This is a genomic window from Deinococcus radiotolerans (assembly GCF_014647435.1).
GTDB classification, from domain to species: domain Bacteria; phylum Deinococcota; class Deinococci; order Deinococcales; family Deinococcaceae; genus Deinococcus; species Deinococcus radiotolerans.
The window spans coordinates 217,836-234,629 of record NZ_BMPE01000003.1; the positions used below are offsets into that span (position 1 = coordinate 217,836).

At 73.0% G+C, this 16,794-nt stretch carries 14 protein-coding genes; 6 read left to right on the forward strand and 8 right to left on the reverse strand.

The genetic code is table 11. The features are described 5' to 3' along the window. Positions 1 to 33: 33 nt before the first annotated feature. From IEY63_RS09000 to IEY63_RS09020, 5 genes are all read right to left on the reverse strand, one after another. Positions 34 to 2,316, reverse strand: coding sequence for a 4-helix bundle domain-containing protein (locus tag IEY63_RS09000; protein WP_229784598.1), 2,283 nt, complete (start codon positions 2,314 to 2,316; stop codon positions 34 to 36). Next, entirely contained in the window at positions 2,313 to 3,326 is a 1,014-nt protein-coding gene (locus tag IEY63_RS09005) for an imelysin family protein (protein ID WP_189068669.1), read from the reverse strand. Before IEY63_RS09005 ends, IEY63_RS09000 begins: the two co-directional genes overlap by 4 nt. Before the next feature lie 70 nt (positions 3,327 to 3,396). Continuing rightward, entirely contained in the window at positions 3,397 to 4,191 is a 795-nt protein-coding gene (locus IEY63_RS09010; protein ID WP_229784599.1) for an ABC transporter permease, read from the reverse strand. Beyond that, positions 4,188 to 4,946 (reverse strand): molybdate ABC transporter substrate-binding protein, encoded by a 759-nt coding sequence (gene modA, locus IEY63_RS09015; protein ID WP_189068670.1) that lies wholly within the window; start codon positions 4,944 to 4,946, stop codon positions 4,188 to 4,190. The genes IEY63_RS09010 and modA overlap by 4 nt, the downstream gene beginning before the upstream one ends. Further along, positions 4,943 to 6,061: an XRE family transcriptional regulator gene (locus tag IEY63_RS09020; protein ID WP_189068671.1), complete on the reverse strand. Its 1,119-nt coding sequence runs from the start codon at positions 6,059 to 6,061 to the stop codon at positions 4,943 to 4,945. The genes modA and IEY63_RS09020 overlap by 4 nt, the downstream gene beginning before the upstream one ends. Positions 6,062 to 6,153: 92 nt before the next feature. On the opposite strand from IEY63_RS09020, the gene IEY63_RS09025 reads away from it, so the two are divergent. Next, complete coding sequence (locus IEY63_RS09025) at positions 6,154 to 7,203, forward strand: GAF domain-containing protein (protein WP_189068672.1); 1,050 nt, start codon at positions 6,154 to 6,156, stop codon at positions 7,201 to 7,203. 12 nt (positions 7,204 to 7,215) lie between these two features. Here IEY63_RS09025 and IEY63_RS09030 read toward each other — a convergent pair whose 3' ends face one another. Further along, a complete protein-coding gene (locus IEY63_RS09030; protein WP_189068673.1) occupies positions 7,216 to 8,418 on the reverse strand; it encodes a trans-sulfuration enzyme family protein in 1,203 nt (400 codons plus the stop codon). Positions 8,419 to 8,530: 112 nt separating this feature from the next. Here IEY63_RS09030 and IEY63_RS09035 point away from each other — a divergent pair, with 112 nt between their 5' ends. The 5 genes from IEY63_RS09035 to cydB all read left to right on the forward strand — a co-directional run bounded on the left by IEY63_RS09035 (position 8,531) and on the right by cydB (position 15,716). Then, positions 8,531 to 9,889, forward strand: coding sequence for an MATE family efflux transporter (locus IEY63_RS09035; RefSeq protein ID WP_229784600.1), 1,359 nt, complete (start codon positions 8,531 to 8,533; stop codon positions 9,887 to 9,889). Between the two features lie 79 nt (positions 9,890 to 9,968). Continuing rightward, positions 9,969 to 11,636, forward strand: a complete 1,668-nt coding sequence (locus tag IEY63_RS09040; RefSeq protein ID WP_189068675.1) for an ABC transporter ATP-binding protein/permease — start codon at positions 9,969 to 9,971, stop codon at positions 11,634 to 11,636. Beyond that, entirely contained in the window at positions 11,633 to 13,273 is a 1,641-nt protein-coding gene (gene cydC / locus IEY63_RS09045; protein WP_189068676.1) for a thiol reductant ABC exporter subunit CydC, read from the forward strand. Before IEY63_RS09040 ends, cydC begins: the two co-directional genes overlap by 4 nt. Further along, complete coding sequence (locus IEY63_RS09050; RefSeq protein ID WP_189068677.1) at positions 13,270 to 14,685, forward strand: cytochrome ubiquinol oxidase subunit I; 1,416 nt, start codon at positions 13,270 to 13,272, stop codon at positions 14,683 to 14,685. The genes cydC and IEY63_RS09050 overlap by 4 nt, the downstream gene beginning before the upstream one ends. Further along, entirely contained in the window at positions 14,682 to 15,716 is a 1,035-nt protein-coding gene (gene cydB, locus IEY63_RS09055) for a cytochrome d ubiquinol oxidase subunit II (protein WP_189068678.1), read from the forward strand. The genes IEY63_RS09050 and cydB overlap by 4 nt, the downstream gene beginning before the upstream one ends. Positions 15,717 to 15,747: 31 nt before the next feature. On the opposite strand, the gene IEY63_RS09060 is transcribed toward cydB, so the two are convergent. Further along, a complete protein-coding gene (locus IEY63_RS09060; RefSeq protein WP_189068679.1) occupies positions 15,748 to 16,311 on the reverse strand; it encodes a class I SAM-dependent methyltransferase in 564 nt (187 codons plus the stop codon). A gap of 40 nt (positions 16,312 to 16,351) precedes the next feature. Further along, positions 16,352 to 16,720 (reverse strand): rhodanese-like domain-containing protein, encoded by a 369-nt coding sequence (locus tag IEY63_RS09065; RefSeq protein ID WP_189068680.1) that lies wholly within the window; start codon positions 16,718 to 16,720, stop codon positions 16,352 to 16,354. Between the last annotated feature and the right edge of the window lie 74 nt (positions 16,721 to 16,794).

Consider the following 16,794-nt stretch of genomic DNA (forward strand, 5'->3'; position numbering starts at 1 on the left):
AGCGCCTGTAAATTGTCGCCGCAGTGCTGGCCCTCAGGCCTGCGCGGCCCTCTCCCGGCGCTGCGCGAGTTCGCGTTCCTTCAGGCCCTCGGCGGCGTAGTACGAGCCGATCACGGCCACGAGCGAACCCAGCTGGAGCAGCGCGCCCTCCCAGGTGGCGTGCAGACCCAGCCACAACCCCAGCCCGGCGGGCAGGTCGAACGGCAGCGGGTGCACGGGCAGCCAGCCGACCAGTTGCAGGGTGTGCGTGGTGTTGCCGACCATGACGGCCAGCACCGCGGCGATCAGCACGCCGGTCCAGACGAGCAGTTTCTTCATGGGCAGCTTCGCCTGCCACGCGAACACCAGCGCGCCCACGCCCAGCACGGCGCTCAGGCCGGCGGCGGTGCCGCCCAGCACGGCGCCCGGACCGGCCTGCAGCACCAGCGACTGCAGGAACAGCACGGTCTCGAAGCCCTCGCGGTAGATGCTGGTGAAGCCCAGCACGGCCAGCCCGATCCACTGCGCGCGCATGGCGGCCGTCCCGCCGTGCGTGAGCTGGTGCTTGGTCTTCTGGAACGCGGCCATGCGGTCGGTCCAGTACACCTGATGAAAGAACCAGTTCATGATCAGCAGCAGCACCCCGATGGCCACGACGCTGACCACCGCTTCCAGCTTCTCGCCGTAGCGGCCCAGCAGGCCCAGGGCGCCCTGCAGGACCAGCCAGGTGGCGACCGTGGCGACGCCCGCCGCAGCGGCGCCCAGCCACATGGGCCGGCGCAGGCGCACCAGGTCGCCCTTGCGCAGGCTGCCCATCAGCGCCGCGAGGATCAGCACGGCTTCCAGGCCCTCGCGGAACACGATGATCCCGGCGTTCGTGGCAACCGCGGTGGGGGCCACGTCGGTGCCCAGGACCTGACCCACCTCGCGCAGCGTGGCCTGCAACTCGGTGCGCGTGGTGCGGAAGGTGGCTGCGTCGGCGCGCGCGTGGATCAGGCTGGCCAGGCCGCGCGGCTGCGTGCCGTTCCAGATCTGGGCTTCCAGGCGGGCTTTCAGGTCCGGGTTGAACACGGCAATCCGGGCCTCGGTGCCACTTTCGAGCAGGGCGTAGGCGTCTAGCCGGGCCGTTTCAGCGGCGGCCCAGTCGCCGGCCTGCGCGGCGGCGACCACGGCGTCCAGCTGCGTGCGGACCACGTCCAGGTCCGCGTCGGGACGGGCCTGCTGCCACGCGGCGGGGAACGCGGCGCGCAGCTGCCCCAGCAGGGCGTTCACGTCCGTCTTCAGGGCGTCCGGGGTGGGCACGTCTGACGTCAGGGCCTCGGGGCTCAGGCGGCCGTTCAGCTGGGCGAGCGCGCCGGTCAGGGTGCGGGCGGCCTGCGGGTCGGGCAGCAGTGGCGACAGGTCACTCAGGGCGGCCTGCGCGCCGTGCAGGAAGGTGCGGGCCTCGTTCACCTCGACCTCCTGCGTGACCTGGGCCGCGCCGCCCGTGACCTGCACGCCGCGCGCGTACTCGACCGGCATCAGGCCCAGGAAGCGCATGACCTGCGCGGCGCGCGCCCTGACCTCACGTTCGGACAGCGGCGCGGCGCGGAAACCGTCCAGCGCGGCCTGCACCTGCCCCAGGTGGGCAAGCAGCGCATTGAAGTGCGCCTGGACCTGCGCCGTGGCGTCCGCGCCGCGCTGCGCAGTGTAGGCGGGCGCCAGGAGGGCGAAGTACCCGGCGGCCAGCGCGGCCTGCTCGGCACTCAGGGTGCGGAAGCCCCGTGCCTGGCTGGTCTGGAGGTCGCGCAGGGCGTCGTTCAGGCGGGCCTGGTACCCGTCAAGCGTGTCGGCGCGCACGGCACTCAGCGCGTCAGCCGCGCTGATCCGGCCTGCGGCGAGGTCGTCCAGGGCGGTGGTGGCGTCGGCGTTCGGGCGGGTCAGGGTGCTGGCCAGGCGGAACTCGCGGGCGGCCAGCCAGTCGCGGGCGTCATCCGGGCGACCGGCCCGCACGGCGCCCTCCAGGCCGGTCTGCGCGCCGCTGAGCAGCGCCGTCCAGGCCTGGGCACGCGCGCGTGCCAGGGCGGGTTCGTCGCCGCGCGCGGCGGCCTGCGCGGCCCCCTTCAGGGCGGCGTCCACCTGCGCGGTCTGCGTGGGGGCGGCCTGCTGCCAGTGGGGGCGCACCGCGGTCCACGCGGCGCTGGCCTCGCGGACCAGCGCGGCGGCGCTGCTCGGGTCGAACGTCACGTCCAGCGCCGCGTCGGCCAGGCGGGCGCGCATCGTCTCGGCGGGCGTGGCGAGGTCCGCGGCGGAAGCGGTGACGCTCAGGGCGATCAGCAGGGGCAGCAGGCGCGTCATGGCAGGGTCACGCCCAGGCGCGCGGCGGCCTGCGAGAGGCGCCCGGTGAGGACGGTGGCGCGGTTCTGCGCCTCGCGCTGCAGGGTCTCGGCCTGCTCGGGCGTGTAGCGGCGCTGCGCCTCGCGCGCGACCAGCCGGTCCACAAAGGCGGCCAGTTCGGTCAGGCTGGCGCTGATCTGCGTGTCCAGCGCGGCGTCCTTGGCTTTCACGTCCCCGTGCAGGCCGGCGTACATGGCCCGCCAGGACGCGACGTTGCCCTGAAGGTCGCGCAGGCGGGAGATGACCACGAAGTCCCGGCGGTCGCTGCGCGTGCCCAGCACGAAGGGGCTGCTCTTCCAGTCCTCGAAGAACACCGGGCCGACGGTGGGCACGTTGCCCACGAGCGCGCCGAAGACGTCCGCGCGGGTGGGTGTCCAGGCGCGGGCCGCTTTCTGCAGGGCCAGGGACTGCGTGTGCAGGGCGTCCGCGGCGGCCTTGAGGACGAGGGCGTCCGGCAGCTGGTCGTCGAAGTCGGCGCGGCCGTTGCCGTTCACGTCGAAGGGCACGCCCGCGCGGTAGGCCGGCACGGTGCCCCAGAGGGTGCCCTCGGTGACGCCGAAGAGGTTTCCGGGTTTCTTCAGGACCTTCCCGCCGGGCAGGGTCAGGTCGAAGGTGACGGCGTCCTCGCCGCTGCTCGTACCGGCGTCGAGGTTCAGATCGAAGCTGGCCAGGGTGGGCACGCCGGCCACGATGCCTTCGATGTTCTCGTAGGCGGGGCTGGCCTGCTGCCAGCCGGTGCGGGCGGCCTGGAGGGTGGCGCGCGTGGCGGGCTGCGTGCTCAGCGCGCGGTAGTTGAAGTTCGCGGCCTTTGCGGCGGCGTAGTAGGTGTCGGCGGCCTGCTTCAGGGTGGCCGCGCCGCTGATCTGCGTGCTGATATGCCGGTCGAGGTACGTTTTGACGCCGCTCAGGTCGGCGGCGTGGGCGCTGCCGAGCAGCAGGGCGGAGCACAGGAGGAGGCTGGGAGCGCGCATGCCTGAATGATCATTAAACCGAGTGGATTTGTCAAGAATAGAGAGAGGTACTGGGCCGCCACGCTACCCCTCACGCCCCGAGCCGCGCGCGCCGCGCCGCCAGCACCCGCACCGTCAGCAGCACCGTGAACGCCACCATCACCATCACCGCCGACAGCACCAGCGCCGGCCCCAGCTCACTGTCCAGCGCGCTGTAGATCGCCAGCGTCACCGTCCGCGTGCGCCCCTGCAACGATCCCGCGAACAGGATCGTCGCGCCGAACTCGCCCAGCGCCCGTGCCCAGGTCAGCACCAGCCCCTCCAGCAGAAACGGAAACGCCAGCGGCCACGTCACGAACCGGAACGCCCCCCAGCGGCCCGCGCCGTCCGTCAGGGCCGCGGCCTCCGCATCCCGGTCCACCGACGCGAAACCCGCCTTCGCCGCGCGCAGGTAAAAGGGCGCCGCCGTGAACAGCTGCGCCAGCACCACCGCCGCCGGCGAGAACGCCAGACTGACCCCTGCCAGTTCCAGCCCTGGCCCCAGCAGACCGCCGCGCCCGAACGTCAGCAGGAGGCCCAGGCCCGCCACCACCGGCGGCAGCACCACTGGCAGGTCCAGCAGCGCGTCCAGCAGCGCCCGACCGGGAAACTCCCGCCGCGCCAGCACGAACGCCAGCGGCGTGCCGGTCAGCACGGTGACCAGCAGCGTCACACTGGTCGTCCACAGGCTTACGCGCAGCGCGTCCAGCACCGCCGGGCTGCGCAGTGTCGCCAGGAAATCCGCGCCCAGGCCGCGCGCCAGCAGCGTCAGCGTGGGCAGCAGCAGGAACGCCGCGAACAGCCCTCCCAGCGCCCAGCCCACCCATGGCAGCCCGGCGCGCCTCACGGACTGGGGCTCAGGAAACCCCAGCGGCGCAGGATCGCCTGCCCCTCCCGGCCCTTCACGAACGCCACGAACGCCCGCGCGGCCTCGGGGTTCGCGCTGCTCTGCACCACGCCCAGCGGGTACGCCGCGGTCTGGTTGAAGCGGGTGGGCAGCGGCACCACCCGCACCGATTTCTTCAGGGTAGGTGTCACGTCACTGGCGTACACAACGGCCGCGTCCGCCTCGCCCAGACTGACCTTCAGCGCCACCTGCCGCACGTTGCCTTCCTCGCTGACCACGTTCTTCAGGGCGCGCGCCGCGAAGTCCTTCCCGTACGTGCCCGAACGGTCCACCGCCGCGAGCATCCGCCGGGTGTACTCCCCGACCGGTACGTTCGGTGCGGCCACGACCAGCCGCACGCCGCTGCCCGCCAGATCGCGCAGAGTGCGCACCTTGCCACTGCCTGCCGGCGCGATCACCGTCAGGCGGTTGCGGGCAAACACCTCGCGCGAGACCACCCCTCTGCCCAGCAGCGGCGTGAACTGCGCGTCGTTCGCGCTGGCGAACACGTCCGCGCGCGCGCCGCCCTCCAGCTGCGCGCGCAGCACCTGCGACCCGGCAAACTGGAAGGTCGTGCGGTGCCCCGTTCTCGCGTCGAACGCCCGGCCGATCTCTGTGAACGCGTCCGTCAGGGACGACGCGGCGAACACGGTCAGGGACGCCGCGCCCGCAGTGGGGGAGAGCAGCAGCAGGGCCAGCAGGGTCAGTCGGTTCATAGGTCCTCCAGGACGTTCAGCGGCGGGTCCAGGTGCTCCGCGCCCGCCGGGTCGTACCCGCCCAGGCTGCGCAGGTCCTCCTGGAAACTCAGGCTGCGCGCCGCGTTCAGCAGCGCCTGCACGCCCGGGTGCCCCAGGTGCCGCTCGGGTACCGCCAGGTCGAAGGCCTCCGCATGCAGCGGGAGGAAGTGCAGGCCGTACGCCCGCGCCGCCGAGCGGGGCCCTGGCGCCACGTCCGCGTGCCCGTGCCCCAGGGCCGCCGCGGCCTCCAGCGGCGTGGCGGCCAGCAGAGCCCCCGCATGCCGCGCCTCGCGGGCGGCGGCGCCGAGCCCGGCCTGCGTGAGCCACGTGTCCAGCAGGACCCGGCCCCCCGCGCCGGGCGCGCGCGTCACCAGCCGCAGCTCGGGCCGCGCCAGGTCCGCCACGCCCCCCACGGCCCGGGGATTCCCCGCCGCCACGATCAGGCCCTGCTCGGCCTGCCACAGGCGCAGCAGGCGCGCGCCGGGCAGTTCACGCGCCACGACCTCGCGGTGCTGCTCGGCGCTGCCCAGGTGCAGGCCAGCGGCGTGCACCTCGCCCCGCGCCGCGGCCCACAGGGCGTCCAGACTGGCGCGCGGCACCCACGCGGCGCGCTCCGGGCCGCTGACCCGCTCGCACAGCAGGTCCAGGGCCGGGTCGCAGCCGGCGATCAGCGCCGTGCGCGCCAGCGCCGCCCGCGCGCCCAGCACGTCCACCTCGGCCCTGTCTCCGGCCAGTGCGGTGACCGTTCCGTCGGCCGCGCGGCGCAGGCCCGTCTCGCCGGTCAGGGGCAGCGCCAGCCACCGGTCGTCCACGGCGGCCAGCCTCACGCGCGTGCCCACGCGGGCCGGACCCAGCGTCAGTGTGTGCAGGCGCGGGGCGCGCAGGCTGAACAGGTCCTCAACCAGGCACCCCAGTTCGCGGGCCAGCAGCAGGGCCAGCTGCGTGCCCGGCACGGCCGCCCCGGATTCGATCCGGCTGAGCGCCTGCCTGGAGATCCCCACCCGCTGGGCCAGCCCGGACAGTGTCTGCCCGGCACCTTCACGTTTTTCACGCAGGTGGCAGCTGAGCAGCGCGTCATGCCGGGTGTCCGTCACCCCCCGAACGTAAAGCCCACATGACTGACTGTCAAGGCGGCATTCCGCTGCGGGGGTGGGCAAGGTCAGACGCAACCACTAGAGTGAAGCCCATGAGCGGCGCGCCACACCCTGCAGACGAGGCCCAACGCCTAATGGCCCTCGCGCACTACGGCATCCTCGACACCCCCCGCGAACCCCAGTTCGACCGCATCGTGCGCCTCGCCGCGCACCTGCTGCGCACCCCGGTCGCCACCATCAACTTCGTGGATCAGGCCCGCCAGTGGAGCAAGGCCAGCGTCGGCCTGAACGGCCGCACCGCCGACCGCCAGGACTCCTTCTGCGCCTGGACCATCCTGAACGACCAGCCGACCGTCATCGAGAACGCGCCCGCCGACCCGCGCTTCTCACGAAACCCGATGGTCACCGGCGACCCGCACATTCACATGTACGCCGGGGCGCCCCTGATCATGCCCAGCGGGCAGCGCATCGGCACGCTGTGCGTCACGGACCACCAGCCGCACCCCCTGAGTCCCAGTGACCTCCAGGCCCTTCAGGACCTCGCGGCCCTCGTCGTGACCGAACTTGAACTGCGGTCCTACCAGCAGCGCCTGAGTCTCTCGCTGGCCGCCCAGCGGGAACACAGCAGCGAACTGCAACGCAGCCTCGAACAGGCCCAGGCCCTCACCGGCATTCATCAGCTGTTCGACCTAGACCTCGACCCACGGGACGCGCTGCTGGCCGTCACCGGACTGCTGGGCGGCGCCCTCGACGCGGACCAGGCCGGCTTCAGCGTCACGCAGGGCGACAGCGTCACCGTGGACCTCAGTCCTGTACGGGCCGCCACGGCCATAGACACGACCGGCGAGACGGCGCAACTCATCACGGCGCTCGGCCTGCACGGCGCGCGCAGCCCGCTGTACATCGACGATCTGCCGGCACTGGCCCGGGCGCGTGGCGTGCCCGCCAGCGACCACATCGCGCAGATCGCGGTCATTCCGGCCGGGCACGACCCGCACGGCGCGTCCCACCTGCTCGTCACGCGCCGCAAGGACCACCCCGTCGCGCACTGGCGGCCCTCGGACCGCAACCTTTTGGAAGCGACCGGCCGCGCCGCGCAGCAGATGCTGGACCACCAGCAGGCCCGCGGCACGCAGGCCTGACCGGGGCCCCGGTCAGGTGGTCTGGAACTGAGCGCGCTGCACGTGCTGTAGGGCGTCCAGCACGTCCCGCACCAGATCCCGGGGCTCCTCGATGCCCACGCTCAGGCGCACCAGGCCGGGCGTGACCCCCTGGCGGCGCAGGGCTTTCTCGCCCAGCAGGTGGTGCGTGGTGCTGCCCGGGTGGCACGACAGGCTCTCCACGTCGCCCAGACTGACGGCCTGCGTGAACAGCCGCAGGTGATTCAGGAACGTGAACGCCGCGCCCTGCGAGCCCAGGTCCAGGCTGACCAGCCCGCCAAAGCCGCTCATCTGTCGCGCGGCCACCGCGTGCCCCGGATGCCCCGGCAGACCCGGGTAGTGCAGCGCATGCAGCGCCGGGTGCCCGGCCAGGGCCTCGGCCAGCGTCTGCGCGCCCTCGCAGTGGGCCTGCATGCGCAGCGGCAGGGTCTTCATGCCGCGCAGGAACAGGTACGCCTCGAAGGGCCCCAGGGCCGCCCCGACGTGCCGCAGCCCGATGCCGCGCAGTTCCGCCAGCAGGTCCTGCGACCCGGCCACGACGCCCCCGATGGCGTCCCCGTGCCCCCCGAGGTACTTGGTGGCGCTGTGCATCACGAGGTCAATGCCGTGCTCGGCGGGCCGGGTCAGGGCCGGGGTGCTGAAGGTGTTGTCCGCAACCGTCAGCGCCCCGCACGCTTGGGCGGCGCGGGCCACCCGGGCCAGGTCCACGATATCCAGCGCAGGGTTCGTGGGCGTCTCCACCCAGATCAGGCGCGTGGCCGGGCCGCTCAGCGCCTCCACGGCCGCCTCGTCCGCCGCCTCGCGGACCGTCACGCCGAAGCGCGCAGCGACCTCGTGCAGGAAACCGGTCGTGCCGCCGTACAGGGGCGCCACGAAGATCACCTCATCGCCGGGGCGCAGCAGCGTCAGGCACAGGGCGGACACGGCGCCCATGCCGCTGGCGAACGCCACGGCGTCCGGCAGGCCCTCCAGGCTGGCGACCTTTTCCTCGAACGCCCGCACGGTCGGGTTGGAGAGCCGCGAGTAGAAGAACCCGGCCTCCTCCCCGGCGAACAGCCGCGCGCCCCGCTCGGCGCTGCCGTACCCGAAGGTCGAGGTGGCGTAGATGGGTGTCGCGTGCGCCCCGGTGGCGGGGTCCAGCCCGTGCCCGGCGTGCACGGCCCGCGTCCGGAACGCGTGGTCTGAATTGTGGCTCATGCCGCATGCTAGCGCCCCGGGCAAACGGGCGTTCGTTCGTCCGCGCCACGCGCAGCCGGGGCGTCCCGCGCAGCCGATCACCTGCCGCGCCGCGGGCGCCTATCCTGACCCAGTGACGGACCTCAGCCCGACCCACCTCCGCCACGAGACCCGCCACCTGCTGCGCCTCGCCGCGCCCGTGATCGTCTCGCAGTTCAGCCTCAACGCCCTGGCCCTGATCAGCACCGCCGTGATCGGCCGGCTGGGCGAAACCCAGCTGGCCGCCGTCGCCTACGCCAGCGCCACGTACTACCTGGGCTTCATCGTCCTGGTCGGCGTGATGCTGTCCGTCGGCCCGCGCGTGGCCGCCGCGCACGGCGCCGCCGACCCGCGCGGCGTGGCCCGCACCACCCGCGCCGGCCTGCTGCTCGCCGCGCTGCTGGCCGCCCTGTTCCTGCCCCTGGCGTACCTGGCCGCCCAGCTGATCGGCCCGCACGCGCCCGGCGGCATCCGCGGGGACCTGGCCGCCACGTACCTGCGGCTGTACGCCCTGGGCATGCCCGCCACGCTGATCTTCAGCGCCCTGCGCGGCGCGCTGGAGGGCACCGGGCAGCCGCGGCCCGTGACCGCCGTCGCCCTGAGCGCCGTGGCCCTGGCCGCCGCCCTGAGCCCCGCCCTGGCCTTCGGGTGGGGCCCGCTGCCCACCCTGGGCGTGGCGGGCGCGGCCCTGGCCACCGTCAGCGCCTCGTGGTTCAGCGCGGGTGCGCTGGCCTGGGTCGCGCGCCGCCGCCTGCCCCGCCAGCCGGTGCCCCGCGCCGAGGTGCTGAATGAGCTGCGCGCCCTGCTGCGGCTGGGCTGGCCCATCGGCCTGACCCTGGGCGCAGAGGGCGGTCTGTTCACCGTCACCAGCCTGCTCATGGCCCGCTTCGGCCCGCAGGCCCTCGCGGCGCACAACGTGGCCCTTCAGGTCATCACGGCCGTGTTCATGGTGCCGCTGGGCCTGGCCACCGCCACCGGCATCCGCGTCGCGCAGCACGCCGGCGCGGGCGACCTGCGCCGCTCCCGGCAGGCCGGACTGCTTGGCATGGCCCTGGCCGTGCTGATCATGCTGACCGTCAGCCTCACGTACATCTTCAGTCCGAACGCCGTGATCGGCGTGTTCCTGAACGTGAACGACCCGGCGAACACGGCGGTCGTGCGCGGGGCGGCCAGCCTGCTGCTGATCGCCACGCTGTTCCAGGCCTTCGACGGCCTTCAGGTCACCGCGAACAGCGCGCTGCGCGGCCTGCAGGACACCCGCTGGCCGCTGCTGATCTCCCTGGCGGCGTACTGGCTGATCGGACTGGGCAGCGGTTCACTCCTGGCGTTCGGCCTGCACCTGGGCCCCCGCGGCCTGTGGTTCGGCCTGACCGCCGGCCTGTGCTTCGCGGGCGCGACCCTGCTGGCCCGCTTCCTGCGCCGCACCCACCCGGACCGGGCTCGCGCGGCCTGAACAGCCCGGCCGCCGCGCATGTGAAATTCAGGACGTGCGCCCCTCGCGTTGCCCCCCGCCCGGAGCGCAGGCTGTACCCATGACCGTGTCCACCCCCTCACGGCTGAACCGCCCGCGCCCCCCGGCCCCCCCCGGACGCGCCGAGGTGCGCGGCGTCCTGAACGCTCCCCCCGGCGTGCGCGGCCCGCTGGTCTGGAGTGCCGCCCTGAGCCTGCTGGGCGCGCTGGGCACCGCGCTGGCCTTCGTGCTGGCCGCGCAGGTGATCGCGGGCGTGCTCACGCCTCCCGCCCGGTGGCCGGAGCCCGGCCACGTGCTGGGCCTCGCCCTGGGCCTGGGGCTGCGCGCCGTGACGGGCGCGGCGCGTGAGGCGCTGGCGCAGCGGCTGGCCACCCACGCCACCGCGTTTCAGCGCGACCGCCTCACGGCGCGGCTGCTCGCCCTGGGTCCCGTGGCCCTCGCCAGCCGCCGCGCCGCCGACCTCGTGACCCTCAGTAGCGAACTGGGTCCGCGCCTCACGCCGTACTACGCGCGCTTCCTGCCGGGCCGCGCCCACGCGGCCATCAGCGCCCTGGTGGCCCTGGCGGTCACGGCGTGGCTGGACCCGGCCACGGCCGGGCTGCTGCTCGTGACCGGCCCGCTGACCGTGGTGTTCCTGTACCTCGTAGGGCTCGCCACGCACGCGGCCACGCAGGCGCAGTGGACGCGGCACACCCGGCTCGCGGCGCGCCTGCTCACCCTGACGCGGCACCTGCCCACCCTGCACGCCTTCGGGGCAGTCCCCACCTACCGGGACGTGCTGGTGCGCTCGGCGGGCGCGCACCGCGAGGCGACCCTGCGCGTGCTGCGCGTGGCGTTCCTGTCCGGCTTCGTGATGGAGTTCGGCGCGACCCTCGCCACCGCGCTGGTGGCCGTGTGGATTGGCGTGCGCCTGTTCGGCGGCGAGGCGACCCTGGCCCCCACCCTAGCCGCCCTGATGCTGGTCCCGGAGTTCTTCGGGCCGCTGCGGCAACTGGGCGCCGACCGCCACGCGGCGCTGGACGCCGAACCGCTGGCCCGCGACCTGGCCGACCTCGCAGCCGTGCCCGGTGCACCCCAGGGCGCGCGGGACATCTCCAAGGGCGCTCCAGAGGTGACCTTCACGCAGGCGCGGGCCGCTCTGCCAGGCATCACCGCCACCCTGAGCGGCACCGTGCGCAGCGGCGAACACGTCGCCCTGCGCGGCCCGAGCGGCGTGGGCAAGAGTGCCCTGCTGCACGCCCTGGGAAAATTCGTCGCCCACGCGGGCGAGGTGAGAGTGAACGGCGTCCCACTCGATGAACTCAGCGCACCGGCGTGGGCGGGGCAGGTCGCGCTGGTGCCGCAGGCGCCGCGCCTGCTGGCGGCGAGCGTGCGCGACAACCTGCGGGTCGCTGCCCCCGACGCGGACGACGCGGCCCTGTGGCCCGTCCTGCGGCACGTGGACCTGGAAGGCGTGATCAGGGCGCTGCCCGGCACGCTGGACGCCCCGCTGGGCGAGGGCGGCACCCGCCTGTCCGGTGGGGAGACGGCGCGGCTGGCCCTGGCGCGCGCGCTGCTGTCCGGCGCGGACCTGCTGCTGCTTGATGAGGTCACTGCGCATCTGGATGAGGACACGGCGCGGGCCCTCCACGCGCTGATCGGCCGGGCCGCTCCGGGAAGGACGGTCCTGCTCGTCACGCACCGCGACCCCCCGACCGGCTGGCGCAGCCTGACGTTGGAGGCCCCATGACGGGCGGCGTGACCCGCGCGGGCCGCTGGCGCCCCTTCATCCTCCCGGTGCTGCTGGGCGTCGCGGCGACCCTGGCGGGTGTGGCGCTGGCGGGCGCCTCGGGTCGTCTGATCGCCCGCGCGGCGCTGCGGCCCGAGGTGTTCCTGAGCCTCACGCTGCTCGTGACGCTGGTGCGGGCCCTGGGCGTGGGCCGCGCGGGCCTGCGCTACGCCGAACGTCTCACCGGGCACGCCGCCGCCCTGAAGGCCGGAGAGGCGCAGCGCGCGGCACTGTTCGACCGCGTGGCCCGCTTCGGGCGGGACCTGCTGGCCCGCGAACGCAGCGGCGACCTGCTCTCGCGCAGCGGCGCCGACCTGGACGCGCGGCAGTTCGCGGCGCTGCGCGTGACGCTGCCGCTGCTGGGCTTCGCGGGCGCCACACTCCTGGCGGGTGGCTGGCTGCTGAGCCTGGACGCCGGGCTGGGCCTGAGCGTGCTGGGCCCGCTGCTGCTGGCCGCGGCGCTGCCCGGGCTGGCCCGCACCTGGGCGGCCGCGCTGGCCCGCGAGGAGGCCCACCTGGCGCGCGAGCACGGCGCGGCGCTGCTGGACGCGCTGAGTGCCAGTGCAGACGGCGCGGCGCGGCTGTGGGGGCCACGACTGGCCCACCTGAGTGCCGGACTGCGCCGGGTGACGCAAGCACAGGGCCGCCTCCAGACCGGCCTGACGCTGGGCCGCGAGGCGCTGTTCGCCCTGAGTTTCACGCTGGTGCTCACGCGCGGCCTGACCCTGGTCGAATCGGGCGCGCTGGGTGGGGCGTGGCTGGCGGCGGTGGTGCTGCTGGCCGCCGCCAGCTTCGACGCACTGACCCCACTGGCGCTGGTGCCCGGCGCGCACGCGGCGGCGCAGGCCGCGCGGGAACGCGACGATGAACTGGCCGCCGTGCAGCCCGCCGTGACAGAACCCCGCGACCCCGCTTCAGTTCCGGATGGTCCGCTGCCCCTGGCACTGGAGGGCGTGCGCGTCACGCGGGGCGGGCGGGACCCGCTGCGGGACGTGACCCTGCACCTCCCGGCGGGGGCGCGCGTGGCCGTCACCGGTCCAAGCGGCGCGGGCAAGAGCACGCTGCTGGGCCTGATCAGCCGCGACCTCGACCCCACCGCCGGGCGCGTCACGCTGGGCGGCACCGACCTGCGCGCACTGGCCCTGGCTGACCTGCGTGCCCGCCTGAGCCTGCACGAGCAGGACGCCCCGCTGCTGGACGGCACCGTCGAGGAGAACCTGCGCCTGGGTGGCCCGCACGCGCCCCCGGAGCGGCTGCGGGAGCTGCTGGACGACCTCGGCCTGGAGGATCTGACCCTGGACACCTGGGTTGGTGAGGGCGGCACGCGCCTGTCCGGCGGTCAGCGCGCCCGCGTGAGTCTGGCCCGCGCGCTCCTCAAACCCGCGGACGTGCTGCTGCTGGACGAACCCACCGCTCACCTCGACCCGGACACCGAGGCCCGCGTGCTGCGCGTCATTCACCGTGAGTGCGCCGGACGCAGCCTGCTGCTCGTCACCCACCGGCCCGCCCCGCTGGCCCTGGCCGATCAGGTCTATCGGCTCCAGGACGGCCACCTGCACCCACTGCCTGCCGCCTCCACCCACAGGAAGGTCATATGAACGAGATCCTGGGCTTCTCCACGCTGGACCTGTCGCGCTTCCAGTTCGCCACCACGAGCATCTTCCACTACTTCTTCGTGCCCTTCACCGTGGGCTTCGCGCTGATCATCGCGGTATTACAGACCCTGGCCTACCGCAGTGGTGATCCGAAACTGGAGAATCTCACGCGCTTCTTCGGGCACCTGTTCTTCATCAACTTCGCCGTGGGCGTTGTGACCGGCATCGTGCAGGAATTCCAGTTCGGCATGAACTGGCAGGGCTTCTCGAACTTCGTCGGGAACATCTTCGGCATCCCACTGGCGCTGGAAGTGCTGATGGCCTTCTTCCTCGAGAGCACCTTCCTGGGCCTGTGGTGGTTCGGCAAGGACCGCATCCCCGCCTGGGCGAGCCTCGCGAGCATCTGGATCGTCGCCGCCGGGACGACCATCAGCGCCTTCTGGATCATCATCGCCAACGCCTGGATGCAGCACCCGGTGGGCTTCGAGATCAAGAACGGCCGCGCGGTGATGACCAACGCCTGGGCGATCGTCACCAACCCCAAGGGCCTGGAATGGTTCGCGCACATCTGGGCGGGCAGCCTGACCGTCGCGGCGTTCTTCGTGCTGGCCGTCAGTGCCTACCACCTGCGCCGCCGCGCGAACGTCGAGGCGTTCCGCGTCAGCTTCCGCGTGGCGCTGATCACCGCGCTGATCGGTTCGGGCGGCGTGATCCTGGCCGGGCATGAGCAGGGCCAGAGCGCCGTGCGCGACCAGCCCATGAAGTACGCCGCGTTCAGCGCCCTGTGGGACACGCCGGACGGCAATCAGATGCCTGAGAGCCTCATCGCGCTGCCCAGCAACGCCGCGCGCGAGAACCGCTTCGAACTGAGTGTGCCGTACGTCGGGTCGTTCCTGGCGTTCAACAACTTCAGCGAGAAAGCCAAAGGCATCAACGACCTCCAGAAGGAGTACGAGGCGAAGTACGGCCCCGGCAACTACACGCCGTGGGTGTGGCCGGTGTACTGGTCGTTCCGCGTGATGGTGGGGCTGGGCTTTCTGATGCTGCTCGTGACCCTGGTGTACGTGTGGCGCTGGCGGCAGGGCAAACTCGACGATCCGGGGCGGCTGTACCCGCTGCTGCTGGCCATGCCGCTCGCACCGCATCTGGCGAACTTCAGCGGGTGGATCGCCACCGAGATGGGGCGCCAGCCGTGGATCGTGCAGGGCCTGCTGCGCACCGGGGACGCCGTGAGTCAGCTGAACCCGCTGTGGGTGCTGCTGTCGCTGGCAGCGTTCTGGGTGGTGTACCTGACGCTGATCGGACTGGACGTGTTCCTGCTGACCCGCACCGCCCGCGCCGGGATGCATGAACCGGACGTCGAGACGCCCTCGGTGCCCGCCCCCGACTACGTCCCTGAAGGAGCGCGCGCATGACGGACCTCCCCACCCTGTGGTTCATCCTGACGGCCGCGATCTTCGCGATCTACTTCTTCCTGGACGGCTTCGACTTCGGCGTGGGCGCCCTGCAACCCTTCCTGGCCCGCACCGAGGCCGAGCGGCGCGCCATGATCCGCACCGTCGGCCCGTTCTGGGCCGCCAACGAGGTCTGGGTGATCCTGGCCGCCGGGGTGATCTTCGCGGCGTTCCCCCACTGGTACGGCACGCTCATGACCGCCCTGTACCCCGAATTCGCGCTGATCCTGCTGGCCCTCATCGGGCGCGGCGTGGCCTTCGAGTACCGCGCGGAGATCAACCACCGCCGCTGGCGGACCTTCTGGGACGTGACCAGCTTCGTCACGAACCTCCTGCCCGCCTTCCTGTGGGGCGCAATCATGGCGAACATGGTGCGCGGCCTGCCCATCGACGCCACCGGCCGCTTCGACGGGAGTCTGCTGTACTCCGTGAACACCTTCAGCGTCCTGGGGGGCCTCGCCACCCTGAGCCTGTTCATCCTGCACGGCGCGACGTACCTGCTGCTGCGCCTCGACAATGACGACGTGCTGCACCGCCGCGCCCGCCGCGCCGCGCTGATCTGGGGCGCGGTCGCCTCCGCGCTGGTCCTGGCCTTCGTGTACCAGGGTTTCATCCGCACCGGGCTGTTCGGCACCTTCGGCCTCCAGGAGTGGCTGTTCCCCGTCGCGGCCGCCGTGAACCTGGGCCTGATCTGGCTGGCCCTCACGCTCAAGCGCGACGCGCTGGCCTTCGCCGCCACCGGCCTCACCATCGTCTTTTCCACCGCGACCATCTTCGGCAGCCTCTACCCGAACGTGCTGCCCAGCACCCTGGGCGACGCGTACAACCTGACCGTGCAGAACACCGCGTCCGAACCGTACACGCTGCGCCTGCTGACCTGGGTGGGCGCGGCGTTCCTGCCGCTGATCATCGGGTACCAGGCGTGGAACTTCTACGTGTTCCGCCAGCGCATCCGCGCGCAGGACGAGAAGATCCCCGGCGGCCACGACTGAGTCAGGTGCCCAGCCCCGGCGGAACGCGGCGTCAGGCCGGGGTCCCGCCGGGCCTGTGGGCGTCCAGGATGATGGACACGGAACCCAGCCGCCCGTCCCGGTTGCGGTGATCCAGCATCAGCGAGCGGTAGACCGGGCCGGTCGACACGTCCCACCCGTGGTAGTGGAAGCGGCCCGCGTCGTCGCAGTACTCCAGCAGGTCCACCTCAAAGCCCACGTCCTCGAACACCGAGCGGAAGGTGGCGGCGTCGTACACGACCTGATGATCAGCCGCCGGATGGTCCGCCGGGCCGGGGCCCCCCACCTGCACCGTGCGTTGGTACGCCTCGTCCGGGAAGTTCGCGTCCGGGACGGCGCAGCGCAGCCACCCACCGGGCTTCAGGAAGTCCAGGCACAGGCGCGCGGCCTCCCGGCCCTGCGCGGGGGTGAGGTGCTCCCAGACGTGCTCGCACAGCAGCGCGTCCGCGCGGCGCGTCCCGAAGTACCGCTCGAAACTGGCGCGGTCGGTCAGGTCAAGCTGTTCACGCTGGGTGGGCACCCAGCCGGGCCACGCCTGAGCGCCCGCGCCGATGATGACCCTGAGGGGTTCGGACATGCGCGCAGTCTGCCACGCGACGCGGCGGTGATCGACGTGCTCAGCGTTCGGCGGGATAGCCGGCTCTGGTCCAGGCGTTCATGCCGCCGTCCACGTTGAAGACCTGCGTGTACCCGGCCTTCACGAGCTGCGCGCTGGCCTGGGCGCTGCGGCTGCCACTGCGGCAGATGACGTACACCGGGCGGTCCCTGGGCACCTCGTTCATGCGGGCGCCCAGGTCCGCCAGCGGCAGCAGCGCCGCGCCCGGGACGTGCCCTTCCTGGTATTCGGCGTCCGTGCGGACGTCCAGGACGTACTCGCCCTTCGCCTGCGCGTCACGCAGGTCCTGCACGGAAACCGTGGTGTACGTGGCGGCGCGGGGCGCGCAGGCACTCAGGGTGAGCAGGCCGATCAGCAGGATGGGTCGCATGGGGGGCACTCCTGGAGGCAAGGGGCGGGGAAACCGGTCCCTGAAATGATACCAGCCCAGGGTATGCCCTCACT